The sequence below is a fragment of the uncultured Campylobacter sp. genome (assembly GCF_944323605.1).
Taxonomy (GTDB): Bacteria; Campylobacterota; Campylobacteria; order Campylobacterales; family Campylobacteraceae; genus Campylobacter_D.
This window is the reverse complement of the sequence record NZ_CALUTC010000007.1, coordinates 48558-69570: the sequence shown is the minus strand read 5'-3', so window position 1 is coordinate 69570 and position 21013 is coordinate 48558. Positions and strand designations below refer to the sequence as shown.

Below are 21013 nucleotides of genomic sequence, written 5' to 3'. Positions count from 1 at the left end.
TTATGAATAAAGATTCTAAAATTTACATTGCAGGACACAGAGGGACTGCCGGGACTGCTCTGGTAGAAAATCTCAAAAAAAGAGGATTTCATAATCTTATTTTAAAAACAAGAACAGAACTCGATTTAATCAATCAAGAAGCGGTGCAAAATCTATTTAAAGAGGAAAAACCAGAATATGTATTTTTGTGTGCGGTTTTACCTTGCGGAGCTGCTAATGTTGCACAAAGAGCGGATTTTATCTATGAAAATTTGATGATTCAAAATAATATAATTCACCAAAGCTACTTAAACGGTGTAAAAAAGCTTATTTGTTATGGTTCTGGCTATATGTATCCTTACTTAGCTAAAAATCCTTTGAAAGAAAACTATATGCTAGAAGGAAATTTAGAATATGGTGCATACACTATGGGTATAGCCAAAATTGCACAAGCTGCAATGTGTGAAGCGTATAACTTACAGTATAAAACACAATTTTTCTGTCTAGCTATAAACAATCTATACGGAACTAGAGCGAATTTTGACTTTGGAAAAAGTAGAGTTTTACCAGCTTTATTAAGAAAATTTCATTTAGCTAAAATGCTTGAAGAAGGTAATTTTGAAGGTGTTTTAAGAGATTTAAACCTAAAAGAACAAGAAGCCTTAAAATTACTTAAAGATTTTGGCATATCTAAAGATAGCGTAGAAATTTGGGGGACAGGTAAAGTAAAAAGAGAATTTATACATAGTGATGACTTAGCTGATGTAAGTATCTTTGTGATGAATAACATAGAATTTAAAGATTTAGCAAAAAGCAATAATCCTCAAAATACTCATATAAATGTCGGTTCTGGCGTAGCTTACAGTATAGCAGAAGTGGCACAAATGACAAAAGAAATAGTTGGTTTTAAAGGTAAAATATTTTTTAACACTCAAAGACCAGATTCTACTATGGATAGGCTTATGGATTGTTCAAAAATCCACTCTTTAGGCTGGGAACACAAAATAAATTTAGAACAAGGGATTAAAATGATGTATGAATGGTATAAAAATCAAAACGGGGGGGGGGCTTTAAGGTATAGCTTAATAAACAACAAAACCTTCATAGCAAATTCTTCAAAAAGGATTTGCTATGCGTAAAGATTCTAAAATTTACATTGCAGGACACAGAGGTTTAATTGGTAGCTCTATACTAGAGGAATTACAAAAACAAGGCTATACAAATATCATATACAAAACTCATCAAGAGCTTGATTTAATCAATCAAAAGGCAGTTGAGAATTTTTTTGAACAAGAAAAACCAGAATATGTATTTTATGCGGCTGCTTTTGTTGGAGGATTTATAAAACAAAGAAAATATCCGGCTGAATTTCTATACAACAACATTATGATGCAAAATAATGTGATTAATTCATCAGTAAAAAATAAAGTAAAAAAGCTAATATACCTCGCCTCAGCTTGTGTATATCCAAAAGATGCACCTTTGCCCTTAAAAGAAAGGTATATGCTAGAAGGAGCTTTTCAAGCAAATAATGAAAGTTATGCTATAGGCAAGGTAGCTGGAATTAAGCTTTGCGAATATTTAAATTTAGAATATGGCACAAATTTTTTATGCATAGCTCCAACTAGTATTTACGGCGAAAATGATAATTTTGATATAGAAGATTCTCACGTTCAATCTGGAATTTTCCGTAAAATTTATCTTGCAAAATGCCTTAATGAAAATAATTTTAAAGAACTTTGTAACAATTTAAATGTAAGCAGCAAAGATGAAGCTATAAATATTTGTAAAAAATATGGCATTTTTGATACACATATAAAGATGATAGGCACTGGTGCTGCTGCCAGAGAATTTGCAAATGCGAGGGATTTAGCAAATTTTTGCATACATATAGCTTGCAATGTAAATTTTAAAGATTTATGTGAATATGATGAAAACAAAAATTTAATAAGCTCTTTTGTAAATTTCACAAATGAAGATCCAGTAAGCATTAAAGAGTTAGCATTCAAAATAGCTAAAATTATAGAATATAAAGGTGAAATAATCTTTGAAAAAGAATTAAGTAAAGATGATGGAACACTTAGAAAGGCTATGAGTAAAGAAAAATTTAACAAGCTTGGTTTTAAAAATAAAATTCCACTAGAAGAAGGATTAAAAATGATGATAGAAAAATACAAAAATACAAACGGGGGGGGGCATTAAGGTATAAAATCGTAAGCCTCCTTGCTGCTTAAGGAGGCTTTATGTTGGAAAAATTAGTAAAAGAAACAAAGCTAGAACTTTTAAAAATAGCAAGAAACAATCCTGACATTCGTCTAGCCTCATCTCTTTCTTGCCTGGAACTTTTAGTAGCACTTTATCACGGAAAAATATTAAACTTTTATCCTCAAAATCCTCTTTATGATAGCAGAGATAGATTTTTTATATCTAAAGGACACGGTTCGATTTGTTTTTATCCTATACTTGCTTTTCTTGGATTTTTTGACAAAAAAGAACTTGAAAATGTTGGTAAAATGGGGTCGTTTTTAGGCTCAATTCCAGATCCAATGATACCTGGATATGAGAGTATAAATGGCTCTTTAGGACATGCGGCTGGGGTTGCTAGCGGGGTCGCACTTGCTTTAAAATACAAAAACAAAAAAGAAAATGTAGTTGCTCTACTTGGAGACGGTGAGCTAAACGAAGGCTCTTGCTGGGAAGCATTTATGTTTATGTCTCATCACAAACTAGATAATTTAAACATAATAATAGACTGCAATAAGGCTCAAATGCTTGATTTTACACAAAATATACTTGATTTAAAAAACTTAAAAGATAAATTTAAGACTTTTGATTTTGAAGTATTTGAAATAAAAAACGCACACGATGTTAAAGAGTGTGAAATTACTTTAAAAGATGCTATTTTTAAAAAAGATAAAAAAACAAAAATAATAATAGCACACAGCATAAAAGGACACGGAGTAAAAAGCTTAGAAAACAAAGCATTAAGCCATATTTTAAGTGCTGATATAAATGAAGTAAATGAACTTATAAAAGGATTAGAAAATGAAAACAATGCGTGATGAATTCTTGCATAGTCTTTCATCAGAAATGAAAAAAGATGAAAAAATTATATTATTAAGCGTTGATTTTGGAGCACCTGTGCTTGATAAGATTCGAATAGAGTGCAAAAATCAAATAATAAATACTGGCATAGCAGAACAAAACGCTATAAATCTAGCTGCTGGTTTTGCTCTTGAAGGATTTAAAGTTTTTGTATATGGTATATCGCCTTTTATATCAATGAGATGTTTTGAGCAAATTCGCATAAATTTAGCAGCACTTTCACAACTTAGAAAAATGAATGTAAATATTATAAGCATAGGTGCTGGTATATCTTACTCTATGTCTGGTCCTACTCACCACTGTTTAGAAGACTTAAACATTATAAACACACTACCAAATATAGAAATATTTTCTCCAAGCGATCCTATTATAGCGGAACTTTATTTAGAAAGGGCATTAAAAAATAATGGAATAAAATATTTAAGATTTGATGCAAAAGCCTTAAACAATCTGTCCAATAAAGATATAAACATAAATAAAGGGTTTAGAATTTTAAATAAAGGCGATGATAAGATTGCAATTATTGCTACTGGATATATGAGTCAAAAAGCATACACATTATTAAAAGATTATAATTTTACATTAATAGACTTATTTCTAATAAATTCATATGATAAAAATGAATTAAAAAAATGTCTAGATAAATGCAAGTATGTGATAAGCCTTGAAGAAAGTTTTGGAGGGCTTGATGCAGAGATAAACTCTTTGTTTAAACACGACAAAAAATTAATAAATCTTAAATTTCAAAAGAAATATAACTTTGAGATAGGAGATAGAGAATTTCTTCATTCCTTAAATAAACTTTCCATAGAAAATATAAAAGAGGTGCTAGATGACCTTGTATGATTTTCATATAGAATTTTTTAAAAAATACAAACTAAAAAATCTAAAAGAGTTGGAAAATAAAATTTTATTTATAAGTGGTGCAAATGGACTTGTAGGGAGTAATTTGTTAGCATATCTTGTATTTTTGAATGAAAAATACGCATTAAAATTAAAATTGATAGCTCATTCTTTTTCAAAGCCAGTTTTTTTTAATAAATATAAAAATGTAAAATATCTAAATGGAGACTTAACAAATTTTAACTTAAATTTCAATTTTGATTTTTGCTTTCATTGTGCAACTTATGCTCAACCATTTAAAGTTTTAGAGCACATAAAAGGTACTGTTTTATTAAATACCACTGTCCTTATTAATTTGATTGAGAAATGTATGAAAAATAACGCTAAATTAATATTCTTAAGTTCATCTGCTACTTATGGAGAGCCTATTTGGCAAATGGGGGGGGGGCATTTGTAAAAATGAATTAAGTGAAGATGATATGCAGTATGGTTTTATAAACTTACAAAGCAAGTCTAGCGTTTATGCACAAAGTAAAAGAATGGCAGAGAGCATACTTTTTAACTCGGATTGCAATTTTAAAATAACAAGACTTGCTATTTCTTACGGAGCTGGAGTAAAATTTGATGATAGGAGGGTTATAAATGAATTTATAAGAAAGGCTTTATTTGAAAAAGAAATTACTTTAATAGACGGTGGTTTAGCAAGCAGAAGATTTTTATATATAACAGACTGTGTTTTTATGTTTTTAAATATAGCCTTGAATTCAAAAGATAATCTTTATAATATAAGTTCAAATGATGATATAAGCATATTAGAATTAGCTAAGAACATTGCTAAAATAACAAAATCAAAAATTATTTTACCTCAAAATGATAAAAACATAAGCGGAACTCAAACAAGCACGAGTATAAGCTCAAAAAAATATTTTGATGAATTTGGAAATTTTAAAAAAGTAAGCCTTAAAGATGGGATTAAGCTTAACATAAAATGGCTTGAGTATTTAAAAGCTATGATATAAAAACTCAAGCACTTTTTACTTACCTTTTCAATTGATTAACTATAGAAAGCATTTCATCGCTTGTGGTTATAGCTTTTGAACCTGCTTCATAAGCTCTTTGACCTGTTATTAAGTCTGTCATTTCTTCTACTAGTTGAACGTTGCTGTTTTCAACAAAACCGTGTCTTATAGCACCAAAACCGTCTTGACCCGCAACGCCTATCGTAGGTGCTCCACTCGCTCCTGTTTCAAGGTATAAATTATCTCCCATAGAGTGAAGTCCTGCTGGATTTATAAAATTTGCAATTTCTATCTGACCTATTTGAGTTTCCTCAGCCTCACCCGGCAACATAACAGAAACTGTCCCATCTTTTGCTATGCTAAGATGTTGAGAACCTTCTGGGACTGTCATTTGAGGTATTAAGTAATATCCGTCTGAATTTACTATGTTTCCTTCAGAATCTTTTGTAAATTGTCCATTTCTAGTATAAGCTGTAGTTCCATCTGGAAGCTGAACCTGAAAAAAGCCATTTCCTTCTATGGCAACATCAAAATTTTCCATGCTAGTAGCCTTGTATGAACTTGTTGAAAATATCTTTGTTACAGCCGTTGGACGCACTCCAAGCCCTACTTCTATACCTGAAGGATGTAGTGTTGTATTTGAAGTAGAAGTTCCAGCGTATTTCATAACTTGATACATAAGATCAGCGAATTCAGCTCTTGACTTTTTAAAACCTACAGTATTAACATTTGCTATATTATTTGAAGTAACATCTATCTGTGTTTGTTGGGCTATCATACCTGTAGCCGCTGTATGTAAAGACCTTAACATAATTATCTCCTTAAGCTAATCTTATCAATTTGTAGTTGCTAATTTATTAATAGCTTCTTGATTTAAATCATCCATATGAGAAGTCATAACCTTTTGATACATCTCAACCATACGATTCGCCTCTATAAGTCCTGTCATTTCAATTACTGGATTTACATTAGAGCCTTGCGAAAACCCTTGTCTAATGGCATTTGACTGCTCTAAGTCTCTTATTCTAGTCAAATCATTATCATAAATTCTATAAACATTATCACCATCTTTTTTCAAATTTCTTAAATCATCTACCTGTGCTACAAAAAATCTGGCAACATTTGCTCCATCAACATTGATATTTCCATCTTTATCAGCACTTATATAGCTTGAATTTGGCTCTATTTGTATGCCATCATTTTCTGGATTATTAAAATAATTCGAACTAAGCACTCTATAACCTTGTTTATTTACGAGATAGCCATCACTATCAAGCTGAAAATTTCCATCTTTGCTAAGTCTTACCTCTCCATTGTTTGTCTTTACAAGGTAAAAAGTATCCTCTCTAGTCATAGCAAAATCAAGTGGATTTGAAGTCGATTTCAAAGTGCCTGTGCTAAAATCAGTATATGTATGATTTATTTGAGGGACTCTATCTATGGTTGTATTCACAAATCTAGAAGCCTCTCTTGTGTGATTTTCTATAGGAAGCTCATCTTGCACCTCCCTAAAAATCCTCTTAAAATCAGCTATAACAACATCTTCCTTTTTATAGCCGCTTGTATTTACATTAGCCAAGTTGTTGCTAATGACATCTAAGCGGTTTAGCTGGGTAACCATACCGCCCGTAGCTTGATAATAACCATTTTGCATAATTAACCCCTAAAATTTTGATATTTGTAGGCAAGAAGCAAAGACTGTTCCAAGTTGTAGAATGCATAAAAATCAAAGGATTTAAAAAAGAAAAAAATATTTATATTTTTTGTTTAAAAAAACTGTGTATAATGACAAATTCAAAATTCATCTAATTTCTAAGAGGAAAAATATGTCCGCAGCTAAGACAGATAAACAGCTAGAAGATTGTTTTATAGATAACGCAAATGATTATCTAACATACGAAAAAATAGTAAAATTTATGTCAAAACCGCCTACTTTAAGCACAGCAAAAAAGATAGAAAGTCTTGCCAAAAAACATAAAGTAAAACTTTGCTCATCTGCTGAAATAGCAAAAATGAAAAACATAGCAGAAGCAAAGAAACTGCAAGAAGAAAGACAAAAATTACAAGATATGGGCTTAGAAAATGAATTTGACCTAGCCAATGAAAATGATTTACTTGAATGGTCAAGATCTGATTCTCCTGTAAGAATGTATCTAAGAGAAATGGGGCAAATTTCGCTACTTAACAAAGATGAAGAGGTTGAAATCTCCAAAAAAATAGAATTAGGAGAAGATATAATAATAGACGCATTTTGCTCTGTGCCTTACCTTATAGACTTTATACTTGACTATAAAGATCCTTTGATAAATAGAGAAAGAAGAGTTAAGGAGCTGTTTAAAAGTTTTGACGATGAGGAAAAAGATGAGGAAGATGAGGAAAAAGAAGAAGAATTAGATGAAGATGATATAGACGAAACTATAAACGAAGGTCAAAATAAAAAAGCTAAAAAAATAAATGATAAAAAAGAAGATGAAAGAGCTATAAAAGTAATAGAAAAATTTAAGGCTCTTGAAAAAGCAAAAAAAGAATGGCTAAAAACTACACAAAATTTTAAGGAAATAGAAAGCAATGAACTTTTTAATAAGCTTAGCATAGCATTTAAAAAAAATATCTTAAAAGAAAAGCTTATGGATCTTGGTCCTACATCAAAACTTATATCAGAGATAGTAAAGTCAATGGAAACGGCTTTAAAAAGCGATAGTGATTTTGATAAAGAGCTAAAAAGACTAGAATATCGCTTACCTATGTTTTCAGAAGAGCTTAGAAATAGACACAAAAATATACTACAAAATATAACACAACTAAGCAAAGAAGAAATCACCGAAATGGCACTAGAAACAACTATGGTAAGCACCTATATGGAGATAAAAAAGCTTTTTCAAACAAAAGAAGCAAGTAAAAAAAGTTTTGATTTGGAAAAAGAACAACTAAAAGAAATTTTAGAGCAAATTAAAAGAGGTAAGAAAATTTCTGATGAAGCTAAAGGAAGAATGGCAAAATCAAATTTAAGACTTGTAGTTAGCATAGCCAAAAGATACACTAATAGAGGATTGCCTTTTTTAGATCTTATACAAGAGGGAAATATAGGCTTGATGAAAGCTGTTGATAAATTTGAATACAAAAGGGGATATAAATTCTCAACCTATGCTACTTGGTGGATAAGACAAGCTATATCAAGGGCGATAGCCGATCAAGCAAGAACCATTAGAATTCCTATACATATGATAGAAACTATAAATCAAATCAATAAAATCATAAGAGAATACTTGCAAAAAAACGGCAAAGAACCAGATGTCATAACCATAGCAAAAGAAGTTGGTTTAAGTGTTGATAAGGTAAAACAGGTTATTAAAATAACAAAAGAACCTATATCTTTAGAAGCACCAATAGGCAATGAAGATGATGGAAAATTTGGAGATTTTGTAGAGGATAGAAGTTCTTTATCGCCAATGGAGCATATATTAAAAAATGACTTAAAAGAACAAATAGATGATGTTTTAGACCAACTCAACGATAGAGAAAAGGCTGTAATTAGAATGCGTTTCGGCTTAATGGATGATGAGAGCGATAGGACATTAGAAGAAATAGGCAAAGAATTAAATGTTACCAGAGAAAGAGTAAGGCAAATAGAAAGCTCGGCAATAAAAAAGCTAAAACACCCAAAAGTTGGCAGAAAGCTTAAAAACTATATAGAAGGTTGGAAGTAAAAAAAAATATTTAGACAAGTTTTCTAGGCTAGACAGCCTAAGTCTTGCTTAGAAAAATTTATTTTTGCTTTCTAACATTTGTTATGCTCTTGCCACCTAAGCCGTAGTTATCGGTATCTATCTCATCGATGATAACGACGGTTGAAGCTTTGTTTTTATTCAAAACCCTAGCAAGTAGCTCTGTTACTCCTTCTATAAGTTCTTCTTTTTGTTTAATCGTCGGTTCATTATTTTCTCTTGTGATACGAATATTGACAAATGGCATAAAATCTCCTTTAAATTTATAATTAATTATATTAAACAATGTTAAAACTTGTATAAATTTTTAGGATTTTAGCTTCTTTTTGCCGCTGTTTTTCAAGCAAGCTTGCTGTATAGTTGTAATTTTACCCTTATGCAAATATGCTTAATAAACAATAGCCACAGTCAAGCAAAGTCCAAACAAAGCTGCAAAAAGAACAAAAAATGTTATAAGAAAGGAAAAAGCCATATATCTAAAAAAAGAAATTCTTAGATCATATAAAGACAAGCTATAAAGCCAAAGCAATGTAGCTAAAGAGCCTATCGGGGTTATTTTTGAGCCTATATTACAGGCTAAAAGATGAGAATACGCAAGAAAAATCTTATGATTTTGCTCCAAAGCAAAAGAATCAATAGCCATATTTCCAAGAAAAGTCATAGGCAGGTTGTTAATTAAACTAGAAGCAAGGCTTGAAAATATGCCTACATAAAAAATTTGAAAAAATAAATTTGAATCGCTTAAATATCCAAAAATATCTTGCATAAAACTTAGCAAATCAGCATTTTTTAATCCAAAAACCACTACAAACAAAGCTAAAGAAAAAGGTATTACAGAAAATGGAGCTTCTTTTACAAGAGAGAAAAAGCTCATACTACCCCTTATAAAAGCATAAAACAATGAAAGCAAGGAGATTATAAACAAAATGAAATAAAGCTCTAAGTTAAATTTACTAGCAATAAAAACTGAAAAAAATAATAAAAACACAACAAAATAACAAAAAAGAATATCTTTTTTTGAAGTATTTAAAAGCTCCTTTTTATCAAAACATAAATATTTTGGCAAATATCTTTTAAAGATAATATAAGCCAAAAACATAAATGATATTATGGCAAAAATTTGAGGCAAAAACATAAACAACACAAAATCAAAAAAATTCAAAGAAAACATCTTAACTGTAATGATATTTGTTAAATTTGAGAAAGGTAATAAATTTGAAGCAAAATCACTCAAAAAACTCACGCATAATAAAAATACTAACAAAGGGCTAAAATTTTCATTTTTATAATGTGAAAAAAGCCTATAAATAATGGGGGTTAAAACTAAGATCGCCCCATCATTTGCAAATATTATGGCTATTAAAGAGGCTAAAATGCTTAATAAAATAAAAAAACTAAAAGAACTTATACGCTTAAATGCTATAAAAGAAGCTAGGTGCTTAAAAAAGCCTAATTTATCAAAACTGATACTTAGCAATATAAGAGCCAACAAAGCCACAGTGCTATCGGTAACTATGCTAAAAACAAATTTAATGTCAGAAAAGCTGACTACATCTAACAAGTAAGCTAAAAAGGCAAATATAACTGCACTAAGCCAAATAGGCAGTGAAAAAGGGCGAAGATATATAAAAAGCATTGTGCTTACAAAAAGTAAATAAGCCATTAAATCCTTCTAAAATAAAGATATTATAACAAAAAACAAGTCTAGAATGCCAAATTTTATAAAAGGCTTATTCATTTTTTATAGATAATATCAAAAATTTATATTATAGACCTATCACACCTACTCTTTGTTTGGAATATTTAGAATCTAAAGCTATTTCTATCATAGCAGAGGCATAATCAACGTAGCTTATTTGCGATTCGCCTTTACTATTAACTTCAAATTCCTCGCCAATGATTTTATACTTTACACTTTTTAGACTATCTGGGATAAAGACAGCTGCTGGGCTTACATAAACCCAATTTAGCTCTTTAGCATTACGCAACACTGATAAACCCTCTGCGGTAGCCTTTGCCAAAGGCAAATACTCTTTTGGGAAGTCCTTTGTATCCATAAGCATTACAGTATGGCTTTTATCCATATACAAGCTTCCTGCTCCGCCAACCACAAGGAATTTTGCCTTATTTCCTACTAGAATCGTAAGTAAATGTTCTATATGAGTCTTGTGTAAGATAAGATTCTGCCATTCTCCAAAGGCATCGATTATCACATTAAAGCCTTGTAAATCGCTAGATTCTAGCTTAAAAATATCTTTTTGCACGACACATACAGAAGTATCAAAATTCGCCTTTTTAGAATCTCGCACAAAGGCTGTAACTTCTAAACCTTTGTTTAAGGCTTCACTTACGATTAATCTACCTGCTTTGCCACTTGCGGCTAATACTGCTATTTTCATCTATATCCTTTATAATAAATTTTTTGCTCTTAAAAAGCAACATTGAAATTATAATAGAGTAGGTATATAAATTTAAGTAGGAATAATTTTATAATGTAGTAGTATTTTTAATATTATTGTGTAAAATATGTGTTTTTTAAACAATAATTTTTTTAAAATTTATAATATAAGTTGTAAAAATATGTTAGAATTTAATGTAAAATTTTAAAGGAAAGCTATGAAAAAATATCACTCGCCTTGTCATATTGAGACGACACTAAATCTCATCGGTAACAAATGGAAATTTCTTATAATACGAGATTTATTAAGCGGGAGGAAACGTTTTGGGGAGCTAAAGAAAAGCATTTCAGCCACTAAAAATCAAAGCATATCTCAAGCAGTGCTAACACAGAATCTACGAGAGCTAGAAGAAGCAAAGATTTTAAAGCGTAAAGTCTATGCCGAAGTTCCGCCGCGAGTGGAGTATTTTTTGACTCCTCTGGGCGAAAGTCTAAAAGACGTGTTAAATTCACTTGCTATATGGGGGTATGAATATAAAAAGACAACATAAAGTCAATACTGCGTTTTTAAAATTCCTTGAGCCTTTTTAATCGTGGATATATCAACCCTATTCCCCTCAAAACTAAAAGGCTCACCTTTGTGAAGTTTTGATAATCTTAAAACCTCTTTTGCCCATTCACTTTCTTTGTCTCCTTGAGAAAAAATTTCATTTATGATAGAGAGTTGATTTGGATAAAAGGTTAATGCACCGCTAAAACCCATAGAATAAACAAATTCTAAATGTGTTTTAAATTTAGATTCATCTTTAGTATTTGGAAATACGCGATTTATCGGTGGCAAAAGATTGTAAATTCGGCTTGATAAAATCATTTGCACACGAGCATAATTTAACACAAAATCCTTACCATATCCATCTTTTAAACCCAAATCAAGTATCATATCAAATGCCCCAAAAGCAAGTTGTTTTACGCAAGGATGTGCGGCTATGAGATTTAAATTTTGAAGTCCTAAAGCACTTTCTATAAGCAAGATTATAGGCACTTCTCCTAAATTTTTTTAAGACAGATTCTATGTGCTCTTTTTGCTCCGCCTTAGAAAGCATTATACCCATTATAAACTTCAAGCCTAATTCTCTTATAAAAACCATATCATCATTGAAAAAATCACTTTGTGCATCATTTACACGAATAAAAAATTTCTTATCAGAATTTAAGCGACAAAATTCTAATACATTAGCCCTACTCTCTTTTTTGCGTTCAGCTGGAACAGAATCTTCTAAATCTATTACAATGGCATCTGCTTCACTTGCAAAGCAATGCTTAAAATCATCTTTTTTAATCCCTGATACAAAAAGAAAGCTTTTTGCTTTTGGATAATCTCTAAAAGAAACAGAATTTGACATATAGTATAAACCTTAATTTTTTATTAAACATTATATCAAAGAATACAAAAGAATATAAATGTTTTTAGATTTATACTTTAAGCTAAAAGCAAAATATTATTTTAGTATTTATAAAAATTCCTATATTTAAGTAAAATTAATATAGATGAGAATAAAAGTAACACAGTAAAGATACAAAGGAAATTCCAACCCAAACTAGCATAATAAAAGCTTGGCAATACCGAACCAAAAGCCCCTCCGCTGTAGTAAAATGTCAGATAAAGTCCATTTGCCAATCCTTTTTGTGTAGTGCTTAAATTTAACAAAGCAGAAAATATACAGTGGCATATAAACATTCCGCTACAAAAAACGAACATAGCTATAAAATAAAATTCAAAAAATGGAATCAGCATAAAAATAGTCCCTGTTATAAAGATAAAAAGCCCAAAAATAACTGTATTAAATCTACTTTTAAAAAATTTAACAGTCTGCCCTATAAACAAAGAACTAAAAATGCCCGTTAAAAAACCAAGATATATCAAACCTATTTGAGTTTGTGTAATATCTTTAAAAATATCCTTAAGATGAAATGGCAAAAATGAAAGCACACTTTGAAAAGAAAAAAACATTATAAATATACAAAAAAGCAAAACCAAAAATTTAGTTTCCCTAAAATATGGTATAAAATCCCTTAATGATACTTGCATAACACTAGAATTACTATCCTTAAAAGCAAAGCACAAAAAAGCACAAAAAAGCATTAATATAGCAAAGAAATTTAAGGCAAAATGCCAAGAAAACAAATCACTAAGATAAGACCCAAAAACCCTGCCCACAAAACCACCAAATGTAGTAGCTCCCACGTAAATAGCTACATTTTTTTGAGTGTTTTGCTCGTCTATACGAGTTAAAAGAGTTAAAAGTGATGTAAGTATGGCTGGGATACAAAGAGACTGCAAGAATCTAAAACTTAGAAAAAAGTAAAAATTAGAACTTAAATTTGCGATAATTTGAAAAATAGCACAAGCAAGTAAAGAAAAAATGAGTATTCTTTTTAAGGAGAATTTTTCAAGCAAATATCCATACAAAAGCGGTGCTATGGCAAGAGGTATCAAGGAAACGCTTAATACCCAAGAAATTTCACTCAAAGAAACATTAAAGTAAATAGCCAAATTTGGAGCTATTGGTTGTGGTGCATACAAAAGAGCTAAAGTTAATATAGCTGTAAATATTATGACAGTTTTTATAAAATTCATATTTAATCCAAAACATTTGCTTGACTATATTATACAGTTTTATAGATTTCTTGCAAATATCATACAAAAAATTTTAAAAGACAATTGTTTTATTTTCGTATATAAAAACTCTGTCATCAAAGACCAAATCAAGTGCCTTTGCTAAAACATTTTTTTCCACTGCCCTACCCTTATCTCTCATATCTTGCCAAGTATCTTCGTGGCTTATTGACAATATATCTTGAGTTATTATAGGACCTTCATCAAGATTATCATTAACAAAATGAGCTGTTGCACCTATTATCTTAACTCCTCTTTCGTAAGCTTGTTTGTAGGGATTTGCACCTATAAAAGCTGGTAGAAATGAGTGGTGTATGTTTATGATTTTATGTTCGAATTTCGAAACAAAAGAAGATGATAAAATTCTCATATATTTTGCTAATACAAGATAATCAAAATCATATCCCTTTAAACACTCTAAAACCTTTTCTTCTTGCAACTGTCTATCTAAATTTAAAGTGGATATAAAATGAAAAGGTAGATTAAATTTCAAAACTAAATCCTCTAACGAATCGTGGTTTGAAATAACAGCTTTTATATTTGCTTTAAGTTCATTGCTGTAGTGTTTTATCAGCAAATCTCCAATGCAGTGGCTTTCTTTACTTGCAAAGATTACTATATCTTTTTTTCTATTTTTATGCAGTTCTATTAAAGAATTTTTTGGTAAAAGTGCCTCTAAAAGTCCTAAAAAAGCATTTGTATCAAAATCACCTTCTAAAACAGACCTAAAGAAAAACATTCCCTCGCCAACAAATTCATCATTTTTAATGATATTTATATGGTGTCTAAAAATAAGGTCGCAAATCCTATAAATCAAGCCTTTTTCATCAGCAGTGCAAATTTTTAAAATATAAGTCATTTAAAACCTTAAAATAATATTAAAAAAGTATAGCTAAATTTAGCAAACAAATAGACTGTGAGCTTTGCATTACTTAAAAGCTAAAAAAGTCTCGAAATTAGCCCATTTAAAAATGCTTTCTATCTTGGAAAATCCAGCATTTTTAAGCATAGCAATATTTTCTTTTTCACTGTATGGGACTAAAACATTTTCTAAGGCTTCTCTTTTATTGCTTATCTCTATTTTACTATATCCTTTTGATAGTTTATATTCGCTATAAAGCTCTATCATTTTTTTAGACAAAAAAGCGTCTTCATAAAGCACTTTTTCACTCATTATAAAAAATCCATTTTCGTTTAGTTTATCATATATGTTATTTATCAAAGCCTGTCTTTTTGGGGGTCTTATAAACTGCATAGTATAAGATGAGACAAATATATCGCTTTTAAAAAACAAAAATTCATCAAGCAAGCCGCTATGCAGTGTTATCTTTGCACCATACGCTTTGGCTTTATGCCTAGCGTTATTAAGCATAGCTTCTGAACTGTCTATGCCGTGCAAAAGCAAATCACTTCTTGCCTTAAACATTTCGAGCAAAAAAGTGCCTGTAGAGCAACCAAGATCACAAAGTGTAGAATTTTGTTTAGCAAGTTTTGAAATCAAAGAAACGCAAAGTTGCAAATTTTCATCATAAAAAGGAACGGATCTGCTTATCATATCATCAAAAACAGATACCACATCTTCATCAAATTCAAATTGTTTTTTTACATCGAGCTTAAAAACTTCATCTTTCATTAAAGCCTCCTAAAAGTTTTAAAGCATTTTTACAGTCTTTTAGAATTTGAGCTTTTAGCTGCGATAAATCTTTAAATTTTTGATTTTCTCTCAAAAAGTCCTTGAAAAATACTCTTGCTTCTTTAAAATTCTCATCTTTAAAATTCTCATCTAAAATATGGGTTTCAAAGCTAAAATTTAAATCTGTATTTCTAATACCTATAAAACAAACACTTTTAAAAAATTTATCATTTAAATTTGTAAAACTTGCATAAACACCATTTTTAGGAAGCAAATATCTATCTTTACACTCCAAATTTATAGTAGCCACAAGCTCTTTTGAACCTAGTCCCTGCCCTCTTACAATCTCTGCTTTAACGCTATAAGCTCTGCCTAACATCTCGTTTGCTTCTTTTATTTTGCCATTTTTTAAAAATTCTCTTATTAGTTTTGAATGCACGCTAAGCCCATTAAGCTTAAATTCAGGCACGATAACGGTTTTAATGCCACTTAACTTTTCAACATCATCAGCGGCAAATGCTCTATTTAAACCGAAACGAAAATCATAACCAAGCACTATTTTTTCTAAGTTTTTAAATTCTTTTTTAAGCTCATTTAAAAATTCATCACCTTGCATATGTTTTATATCATCAAATGACAAAGAAAAGACACTAAAATTTATAAAAAAATGTTTGTCCTCATTCGGAGTTAGGTTGTATTTATAATCTTTGTCTATTATTAAGATAGCTGATTTTTTACCAAGATGCTTAAAAAGCTCGAAATGTGCTAAATGGAGTCCATCAAAGCAACCTATAGCCAAGTCTCTTACTTCATCCTTTTTGGTAATAGTAAAAATACTCGATATTTCCATTCTTTCCTCTCAACTCTGAAGCCTTGCTGAATTTAAAATTCCAGCATAAAGCCTTGCATTCTTTTTCAAAATTTTCTCTTGCTCTATATATCTCTTTTTCATCTAAACATAAACCTTTTTTATTTCTCTTTGCGTCAATGCCTAGTTCAAATTGTGGCTTAAAAAGCAAAATTATATCCTTTTTTGCAAAATTATTTATATATTCTAAAAGTTTTAATAAAGATATAAAACTCACATCACAGCTTATAAAATCAAATTTTAAATCACTTTTAAAAGATCTTAAGTCAGTATTTTCAACACAAACAACTCTTAAATTTTCTCTTAAACTCTTGTCAAGTTGCATAGAACCCACATCTAAAGCTACAACCTTTTTAACTCCATTTTCTAGCAAAACCTCTACAAATCCGCCCTTTGAAGAGCCTATATCAAGGCAAATTTTATCTTTTAAATCAAGCTGTATTTCATTTAAAAAATACTTAAGTTTAAAAGCCGCTCTACTTACATAAATTTTCTTTATTAATTCAAGCTTTAAAAGCTCACTATTTAATAAATCTGCCTCACTTAAATCTGATTTTTTATCTATGCTTAAAAGATAGTTTTTAATATTAAAAGATGGCTTAAAAAAAGATGAATTTAATGATACTTCTTTGTTTTCTATCAGCTCTAAAGCCTTATTGCGAGAAATTTTTAAGCTCTTGCTAACAAAGCTATCATATCTCATCTAAAGCCTTTTTAAGCTCATTTTCTAGCTCTTTTTTTTCTTCACTAAACCACCAAAGTCCTATGTCAAAAGCTGATTTTTCCAAAATCTCTTTAAAAATTTTTAAAAAATGGGTATTGTATTTTAAATTTTCCTTTAAATGACTCAAATTTTCATCTAAGATAGCTTTATTTTGTATGTTCTCAAATACAAATACCAAAGAATCTTGATAAATTTTTTCTTTGTTTCTTTTATCATCATACACAAAAAACAGAATAAAACCTAAGAATAAAACTAAAAATATGTAAGATTTTTTATGAAAACAGAAGCTATAAACAAAACCAAGTGCTAAAAAAGAAAAAAAAGAATTTAAAAAATCAAAGCAAAAAACAAGTATTTCAATGGCTATATTGTCAAAATAAAGCAACAAAAAATTCTTTAAAACAGCTAATATGTGAATTCCTTGAGATATAAAATTTAAAAAAGAAACAGAGCTTATTTTATATAAATCTATATTTTCTTTAAGATATAAAAAAGCCTCTAAAGGTTCTTTAAAAATTAAATTTGAAATAGCATAAAAAAAGGCGGTAAAAAAGGCTGAAAAGGCTATAAAATAAAATATATTATAAGAGCTAAGCTTAAATTGACTCCTTAAAAGCATCTTGCTTAAAAAAAAGAATATAGGAAAAATACAAAAGAAAAAAACTAAATCAAGTCTATTTGCATAAAGCAAATTTAAAAGCAATGACAAAACAAGGGTTGCACTAAATAAAAAAGCAAGTATTTTGCTATAAGTTTTTCCTTTGCTTAATTTATCAAATAACGAATTTTTTTGTATGGTAGCCTTTTTAATGATGATCTTTCTAGCTTTTAAAAAACTTAAATTTTCTTTATAAATAGCATAAAAAATAAAAATTGAAAAAAATAATACAAAAATAAGCTCCTGCCAAATGAGAGTTATTATAAATAATGATAAAATAACAAAAAATCTCATTTTAACAAAGAGTTAAACTCTTCCTCATTAAGAATTCGCACACCCAAATCTTTAGCTTTAGAAAGCTTAGATCCGGCTTCTTTTCCACAAAGCAAAAAGTCTGTTTTAGATGAGATAGATGAAGATATCTTTGCTCCCATATTTTCAAGCATAATTTTAAACTCATCTCTTGGCTTTGACAAAGTTCCTGTTATAACCACTGTTTTTCCTGTAAATGGTGAATTTTGTATATTTTGCTGTGTATTTTTAAGCCTTAAAATATCATAAAAATGTAAAATTCTGCCCTTATTAACAGCTAAAAAATCTTGCAAAGAAAAAGCCATTTGCTCTCCAAAGCCTTCTAAATTTTCAAAATCCTCCTTTGTCTTTTCTATCCATTCAAAGCCAAAGCTAGAAGCTATCTTTTTGGCAGCTACTTCTCCTATATGCTCTATCCCAAGTGCTGATATAAATCTAAAAAGTTCATTGTCTTTTGAAGACTCTATAGATGATAAAAGATTATTGATTTTTTTATCTTTAAAACCTTCTAAATTTTCAAAATCCTCCGCCTTTAAAGAATATATACTTTCTATGGAACTTATTTTTTTGTGTTTATACAAAAGCTCTGCTATATTTTCACCAAGTCCGTCTATATTCATACATTTTTTTGAAACAAAGTGTATAACAAGATTCACAAGCCTAGCTTCACAATCTAAATTTTGACATTTTATCAAAGCCCCCTCATCTAAAAGTTCGCTTGAGCAAACCGGACAAAATTTTGGACGAGAAATTTTGCTTTCAAGACCTTGTCGTCTATCTTTATAAACATTAGTTATCTTAGGTATAACATCTCCACTTCTAATAACTGATACATAGTCATTTATCATTATATCTAGTCTTGAAATTTCATCAAAATTATGTAATGTGGCTGATTTTACCGTAACCCCATCTAAGCTAACAGGCTCTAAAATAGCTACTGGGGTTACAACACCGCTTCTGCCAACTTGCAAATTTACCCCCAATAAACGAGTGGTTTTCTCAATAGCTGGAAATTTAAAAGCTGCCATAAATTTTGGAAATTTAACAGTATAGCCAATCTCTTCACAAAGCTTAAGATCATCGATTCTAACAACCATACCGTCCATCATCATAGCTTTTTCATCTCTTAAGTTTAAAAGTTCCTTGTAAGAAGATAATACCTCATCTAAATTTTTACAAATCCTTATAAAATCATCATATAAAAAACCTAAAGATCTTACAAAAGCCATAATTTCGCTATGTTTTTCAAAATGCAAACTATGCTCACCTACACCCCAAGGATAAAATTTAAGTTTTCTTTGCTTTGTAATGCTTGTATCAAGCTGTCTTAAACTGCCTGAAGCTGCGTTTCTAGGATTTGCAAAAAGGCTTAAACCTTCTTTGGCTCGCATTTCATTTAGTGTATCAAAATCACTTTTTAATATCAAAACTTCTCCGCGAATTTCTATCCTTTCTTTATAATTTATGTTTTTTGGTATGTTATCAATCTCTAAAACATTTAAACTTATATCCTCGCCTAATTCCCCGTCCCCTCTAGTAGCACCGCTTATTAAGACACCATTTTCATAAAGCAAATTTAAACTAGCACCATCAAATTTTGGCTCCACAAAAAAATCCTTATCACATTTAGCTCTTTTAGCCCATGCTCTTAACTCTTCCTCATTAAAAACATCTTCCATAGACCACATTTTGCTTAAGTGTTTTATTTTTTTAAATTCGCTTTGTATGACAGAGCCTATATTTTGATTCGGACTATCGCTTGAAATAAGGCTTTTGTTATCATTTTCAAAGGCTCTTAACTCTCTTATTAGCTTGTCATATTCCTCATCGCTTGCTAATGGTTCATCTTTTTGATAATACGCTAAGGCGTATTTTTTAGCTAAACTTACTTTTTCTAAGTATTCTTTATAATCCATAAAAAACCTTAAATATAAAAAATGATTTGTGCTTGATTATAGCAAAAAAGCTTTTGTTTTAATTTTAGCATTCAAAAAAATTATAAATTCTTAACGCATTCAAAAAATAAAATCTTAGCTTCGTGTTCCTTTAAATTCTTAAAAGAATCAGACTCAAAATAAAGCCCTAAAACAGAACTTGTTGGAAAAGAATTTATACAAATATCGCTTAAAAGCTCGGCTAACTCACTTAAGGCTGGATTATGTCCGACTAAAAGAACTGATTTTATGCTATCATCTAAATTTTTTATGTAAGAAAACAAGTCCTTAGCATTAGCTTCATAAAAACTATCTTCAAGATGTAGTTCTTTATTATAATGCTGTGCGAATTTTTTTGCTGTTTTTAAAGCTCGTGTAGCTTTAGATGATACTATCATATCAAAATTTAAGCCATATTTTTCAAGCTTTTTTAGCATTTTTTTTATATCCTCTTTGCCTTTTTCATTTAAATCTCTTTCAAAGTCATTTAATCCCTCTTTAAAAGCTTTGGCATGTCTTAATAAATAAATTTTTTTCATACAAATACCCTTAATCTAGCTATCAAATAACCGCAAATAAAACCAAAAATATGTGCATACCAAGCTACATTTACTCCCATAAATATAGGCACAAAACTCATAATCAAAACCGCTACAACCAAGCCTAACAATGATTTTCTATCTGCATAAGCATAAAAACCTATCAAAACGCAGATAGCACCACTTGCCCCGACAAGATTTATAAATGCTTGATTTTTAATGCTATCATAATATACATAAAAAGCACTTAACAAAGAGGTTAAAATTCCTCCAAACATATATAAAATAGCAAATTTTATACTTCCTAAATGTTTTTCTAAAATATATCCAAACTGGTATAAAACAATCATATTTAAAGCAAGATGAGTTAAATTTGCGTGCATAAACATAGAGCTTATAATTTGCCAATAAGCTCCTTGCATAAAAAATACATTTATAGAATACAGTCCATTATCTGGTATTAGAAAATAAAGAATGCAATTTGAAATTATAAGGGCGATACAAAACATAATAAAACCTAAATCTTTTTTCAAAATTGTAGCATTTTATATTAAAGTTCACTAATAATTCACAAAGCTTATATATAATCTTAAGAAAAA

At 29.7% G+C, this 21013-nt stretch carries 24 protein-coding genes; 8 read left to right on the top strand and 16 right to left on the bottom strand.

Annotation, left to right across the window (positions count from 1 at the left end; all coding sequences use genetic code 11):
- Positions 1-2: 2 nt before the first annotated feature.
- Genes Q0J35_RS05425 through Q0J35_RS05400 form a run of 6 tightly spaced genes read left to right on the top strand, consistent with a single transcriptional unit; the run spans position 3 to position 4946 of the window.
- Positions 3-1118 (top strand): NAD-dependent epimerase/dehydratase family protein, encoded by a 1116-nt coding sequence (locus Q0J35_RS05425; RefSeq protein WP_297193877.1) that lies wholly within the window; start codon positions 3-5, stop codon positions 1116-1118.
- Complete coding sequence (locus Q0J35_RS05420; RefSeq protein WP_297193875.1) at positions 1111-2181, top strand: NAD-dependent epimerase/dehydratase family protein; 1071 nt, start codon at positions 1111-1113, stop codon at positions 2179-2181. The genes Q0J35_RS05425 and Q0J35_RS05420 overlap by 8 nt, the downstream gene beginning before the upstream one ends.
- 41 nt (positions 2182-2222) lie before the next feature.
- Positions 2223-3041 (top strand): 1-deoxy-D-xylulose-5-phosphate synthase N-terminal domain-containing protein, encoded by an 819-nt coding sequence (locus tag Q0J35_RS05415; protein WP_297193874.1) that lies wholly within the window; start codon positions 2223-2225, stop codon positions 3039-3041.
- Positions 3025-3930 (top strand): transketolase, encoded by a 906-nt coding sequence (locus Q0J35_RS05410; RefSeq protein ID WP_297193872.1) that lies wholly within the window; start codon positions 3025-3027, stop codon positions 3928-3930. The genes Q0J35_RS05415 and Q0J35_RS05410 overlap by 17 nt, the downstream gene beginning before the upstream one ends.
- On the top strand, positions 3917-4384 hold the full coding sequence (locus tag Q0J35_RS05405; protein WP_297193870.1) for an NAD-dependent epimerase/dehydratase family protein: 468 nt from the start codon (positions 3917-3919) through the stop codon (positions 4382-4384). The genes Q0J35_RS05410 and Q0J35_RS05405 overlap by 14 nt, the downstream gene beginning before the upstream one ends.
- Positions 4344-4946, top strand: a complete 603-nt coding sequence (locus Q0J35_RS05400) for an NAD-dependent epimerase/dehydratase family protein (protein WP_297193868.1) — start codon at positions 4344-4346, stop codon at positions 4944-4946. The genes Q0J35_RS05405 and Q0J35_RS05400 overlap by 41 nt, the downstream gene beginning before the upstream one ends.
- Positions 4947-4965: 19 nt before the next feature.
- Here the strand turns inward: Q0J35_RS05400 and flgG are convergent, their stop codons facing one another.
- Together flgG and Q0J35_RS05390 are read right to left on the bottom strand one after the other, a co-directional pair.
- Positions 4966-5757 carry a flagellar basal-body rod protein FlgG gene (flgG, locus tag Q0J35_RS05395; RefSeq protein WP_297193866.1) on the bottom strand — a complete coding sequence of 264 codons (792 nt, stop codon included), beginning with the start codon at positions 5755-5757 and terminating at the stop codon, positions 4966-4968.
- A 24-nt stretch (positions 5758-5781) separates the two neighbouring features.
- Positions 5782-6600 carry a flagellar hook-basal body protein gene (locus Q0J35_RS05390; RefSeq protein ID WP_297193864.1) on the bottom strand — a complete coding sequence of 273 codons (819 nt, stop codon included), beginning with the start codon at positions 6598-6600 and terminating at the stop codon, positions 5782-5784.
- A gap of 172 nt (positions 6601-6772) precedes the next feature.
- On the opposite strand from Q0J35_RS05390, the gene rpoD reads away from it, so the two are divergent.
- Positions 6773-8653 carry an RNA polymerase sigma factor RpoD gene (gene rpoD / locus Q0J35_RS05385; RefSeq protein WP_297193862.1) on the top strand — a complete coding sequence of 627 codons (1881 nt, stop codon included), beginning with the start codon at positions 6773-6775 and terminating at the stop codon, positions 8651-8653.
- A 58-nt stretch (positions 8654-8711) separates the two neighbouring features.
- Here rpoD and Q0J35_RS05380 read toward each other — a convergent pair whose 3' ends face one another.
- The 3 genes from Q0J35_RS05380 to Q0J35_RS05370 all read right to left on the bottom strand — a co-directional run bounded on the left by Q0J35_RS05380 (position 8712) and on the right by Q0J35_RS05370 (position 11070).
- Positions 8712-8918 (bottom strand): 4-oxalocrotonate tautomerase family protein, encoded by a 207-nt coding sequence (locus Q0J35_RS05380; protein ID WP_297193860.1) that lies wholly within the window; start codon positions 8916-8918, stop codon positions 8712-8714.
- Positions 8919-9059: 141 nt separating this feature from the next.
- Positions 9060-10334, bottom strand: coding sequence for an ArsB/NhaD family transporter (locus Q0J35_RS05375; protein WP_297193858.1), 1275 nt, complete (start codon positions 10332-10334; stop codon positions 9060-9062).
- A gap of 103 nt (positions 10335-10437) precedes the next feature.
- On the bottom strand, positions 10438-11070 hold the full coding sequence (locus Q0J35_RS05370) for an NAD(P)-dependent oxidoreductase (protein ID WP_297193856.1): 633 nt from the start codon (positions 11068-11070) through the stop codon (positions 10438-10440).
- Between the two features lie 217 nt (positions 11071-11287).
- On the opposite strand from Q0J35_RS05370, the gene Q0J35_RS05365 reads away from it, so the two are divergent.
- Positions 11288-11620, top strand: coding sequence for a helix-turn-helix domain-containing protein (locus Q0J35_RS05365; RefSeq protein WP_297193854.1), 333 nt, complete (start codon positions 11288-11290; stop codon positions 11618-11620).
- A 2-nt stretch (positions 11621-11622) separates the two neighbouring features.
- Here the strand turns inward: Q0J35_RS05365 and Q0J35_RS05360 are convergent, their stop codons facing one another.
- The 11 genes from Q0J35_RS05360 to Q0J35_RS05310 form a co-directional block, all read right to left on the bottom strand.
- Entirely contained in the window at positions 11623-12099 is a 477-nt protein-coding gene (locus tag Q0J35_RS05360; RefSeq protein ID WP_297193852.1) for an aldolase/citrate lyase family protein, read from the bottom strand.
- Positions 12011-12472 carry an aldolase/citrate lyase family protein gene (locus Q0J35_RS05355; protein WP_297193850.1) on the bottom strand — a complete coding sequence of 154 codons (462 nt, stop codon included), beginning with the start codon at positions 12470-12472 and terminating at the stop codon, positions 12011-12013. The genes Q0J35_RS05360 and Q0J35_RS05355 overlap by 89 nt, the downstream gene beginning before the upstream one ends.
- Before the next feature lie 101 nt (positions 12473-12573).
- Positions 12574-13707, bottom strand: a complete 1134-nt coding sequence (locus Q0J35_RS05350; RefSeq protein ID WP_297193848.1) for an MFS transporter — start codon at positions 13705-13707, stop codon at positions 12574-12576.
- A gap of 73 nt (positions 13708-13780) precedes the next feature.
- A complete protein-coding gene (gene purU / locus Q0J35_RS05345; RefSeq protein WP_297193846.1) occupies positions 13781-14605 on the bottom strand; it encodes a formyltetrahydrofolate deformylase in 825 nt (274 codons plus the stop codon).
- 69 nt (positions 14606-14674) lie between these two features.
- Positions 14675-15379, bottom strand: coding sequence for a carboxy-S-adenosyl-L-methionine synthase CmoA (cmoA, locus tag Q0J35_RS05340; RefSeq protein ID WP_297193843.1), 705 nt, complete (start codon positions 15377-15379; stop codon positions 14675-14677).
- Complete coding sequence (locus Q0J35_RS05335) at positions 15369-16229, bottom strand: bifunctional riboflavin kinase/FAD synthetase (protein ID WP_297193841.1); 861 nt, start codon at positions 16227-16229, stop codon at positions 15369-15371. The genes cmoA and Q0J35_RS05335 overlap by 11 nt, the downstream gene beginning before the upstream one ends.
- A complete protein-coding gene (locus Q0J35_RS05330) occupies positions 16189-16950 on the bottom strand; it encodes a TlyA family RNA methyltransferase (RefSeq protein ID WP_297193839.1) in 762 nt (253 codons plus the stop codon). The genes Q0J35_RS05335 and Q0J35_RS05330 overlap by 41 nt, the downstream gene beginning before the upstream one ends.
- Positions 16940-17923: a hypothetical protein gene (locus tag Q0J35_RS05325; protein WP_297193837.1), complete on the bottom strand. Its 984-nt coding sequence runs from the start codon at positions 17921-17923 to the stop codon at positions 16940-16942. The genes Q0J35_RS05330 and Q0J35_RS05325 overlap by 11 nt, the downstream gene beginning before the upstream one ends.
- Positions 17920-19857, bottom strand: coding sequence for an NAD-dependent DNA ligase LigA (ligA, locus tag Q0J35_RS05320; RefSeq protein ID WP_297193834.1), 1938 nt, complete (start codon positions 19855-19857; stop codon positions 17920-17922). The genes Q0J35_RS05325 and ligA overlap by 4 nt, the downstream gene beginning before the upstream one ends.
- A gap of 80 nt (positions 19858-19937) precedes the next feature.
- Complete coding sequence (locus Q0J35_RS05315; RefSeq protein ID WP_297193832.1) at positions 19938-20414, bottom strand: histidine phosphatase family protein; 477 nt, start codon at positions 20412-20414, stop codon at positions 19938-19940.
- Entirely contained in the window at positions 20411-20923 is a 513-nt protein-coding gene (locus Q0J35_RS05310; protein ID WP_297193830.1) for a rhomboid family intramembrane serine protease, read from the bottom strand. Before Q0J35_RS05310 ends, Q0J35_RS05315 begins: the two co-directional genes overlap by 4 nt.
- Positions 20924-21013 lie beyond the last annotated feature (90 nt).

What these genes read in the sequence shown, in the direction of transcription:
- Q0J35_RS05405 (WP_297193870.1), top strand. Translation starts at nt 3,917, where the DNA reads ATGACCTTGTATGATTTTCATATAGAATTTTTTAAAAAATACAAACTA.
- Q0J35_RS05415 (WP_297193874.1), top strand. Translation starts at nt 2,223, where the DNA reads ATGTTGGAAAAATTAGTAAAAGAAACAAAGCTAGAACTTTTAAAAATA.
- Q0J35_RS05380 (WP_297193860.1), bottom strand. Translation starts at nt 8,918, where the DNA reads ATGCCATTTGTCAATATTCGTATCACAAGAGAAAATAATGAACCGACG.
- cmoA (WP_297193843.1), bottom strand. Translation starts at nt 15,379, where the DNA reads ATGAAAGATGAAGTTTTTAAGCTCGATGTAAAAAAACAATTTGAATTT.
- flgG (WP_297193866.1), bottom strand. Translation starts at nt 5,757, where the DNA reads ATGTTAAGGTCTTTACATACAGCGGCTACAGGTATGATAGCCCAACAA.
- Q0J35_RS05400 (WP_297193868.1), top strand. Translation starts at nt 4,344, where the DNA reads ATGGAGAGCCTATTTGGCAAATGGGGGGGGGGCATTTGTAAAAATGAA.
- Q0J35_RS05375 (WP_297193858.1), bottom strand. Translation starts at nt 10,334, where the DNA reads ATGGCTTATTTACTTTTTGTAAGCACAATGCTTTTTATATATCTTCGC.
- Q0J35_RS05420 (WP_297193875.1), top strand. Translation starts at nt 1,111, where the DNA reads ATGCGTAAAGATTCTAAAATTTACATTGCAGGACACAGAGGTTTAATT.
- rpoD (WP_297193862.1), top strand. Translation starts at nt 6,773, where the DNA reads ATGTCCGCAGCTAAGACAGATAAACAGCTAGAAGATTGTTTTATAGAT.
- Q0J35_RS05355 (WP_297193850.1), bottom strand. Translation starts at nt 12,472, where the DNA reads ATGTCAAATTCTGTTTCTTTTAGAGATTATCCAAAAGCAAAAAGCTTT.
- ligA (WP_297193834.1), bottom strand. Translation starts at nt 19,857, where the DNA reads ATGGATTATAAAGAATACTTAGAAAAAGTAAGTTTAGCTAAAAAATAC.
- Q0J35_RS05410 (WP_297193872.1), top strand. Translation starts at nt 3,025, where the DNA reads ATGAAAACAATGCGTGATGAATTCTTGCATAGTCTTTCATCAGAAATG.
- Q0J35_RS05330 (WP_297193839.1), bottom strand. Translation starts at nt 16,950, where the DNA reads ATGAGATATGATAGCTTTGTTAGCAAGAGCTTAAAAATTTCTCGCAAT.
- Q0J35_RS05310 (WP_297193830.1), bottom strand. Translation starts at nt 20,923, where the DNA reads ATGTTTTGTATCGCCCTTATAATTTCAAATTGCATTCTTTATTTTCTA.
- Q0J35_RS05425 (WP_297193877.1), top strand. Translation starts at nt 3, where the DNA reads ATGAATAAAGATTCTAAAATTTACATTGCAGGACACAGAGGGACTGCC.
- Q0J35_RS05335 (WP_297193841.1), bottom strand. Translation starts at nt 16,229, where the DNA reads ATGGAAATATCGAGTATTTTTACTATTACCAAAAAGGATGAAGTAAGA.
- Q0J35_RS05325 (WP_297193837.1), bottom strand. Translation starts at nt 17,923, where the DNA reads ATGAGATTTTTTGTTATTTTATCATTATTTATAATAACTCTCATTTGG.
- Q0J35_RS05370 (WP_297193856.1), bottom strand. Translation starts at nt 11,070, where the DNA reads ATGAAAATAGCAGTATTAGCCGCAAGTGGCAAAGCAGGTAGATTAATC.
- Q0J35_RS05350 (WP_297193848.1), bottom strand. Translation starts at nt 13,707, where the DNA reads ATGAATTTTATAAAAACTGTCATAATATTTACAGCTATATTAACTTTA.
- Q0J35_RS05365 (WP_297193854.1), top strand. Translation starts at nt 11,288, where the DNA reads ATGAAAAAATATCACTCGCCTTGTCATATTGAGACGACACTAAATCTC.
- Q0J35_RS05390 (WP_297193864.1), bottom strand. Translation starts at nt 6,600, where the DNA reads ATGCAAAATGGTTATTATCAAGCTACGGGCGGTATGGTTACCCAGCTA.
- purU (WP_297193846.1), bottom strand. Translation starts at nt 14,605, where the DNA reads ATGACTTATATTTTAAAAATTTGCACTGCTGATGAAAAAGGCTTGATT.
- Q0J35_RS05315 (WP_297193832.1), bottom strand. Translation starts at nt 20,414, where the DNA reads ATGAAAAAAATTTATTTATTAAGACATGCCAAAGCTTTTAAAGAGGGA.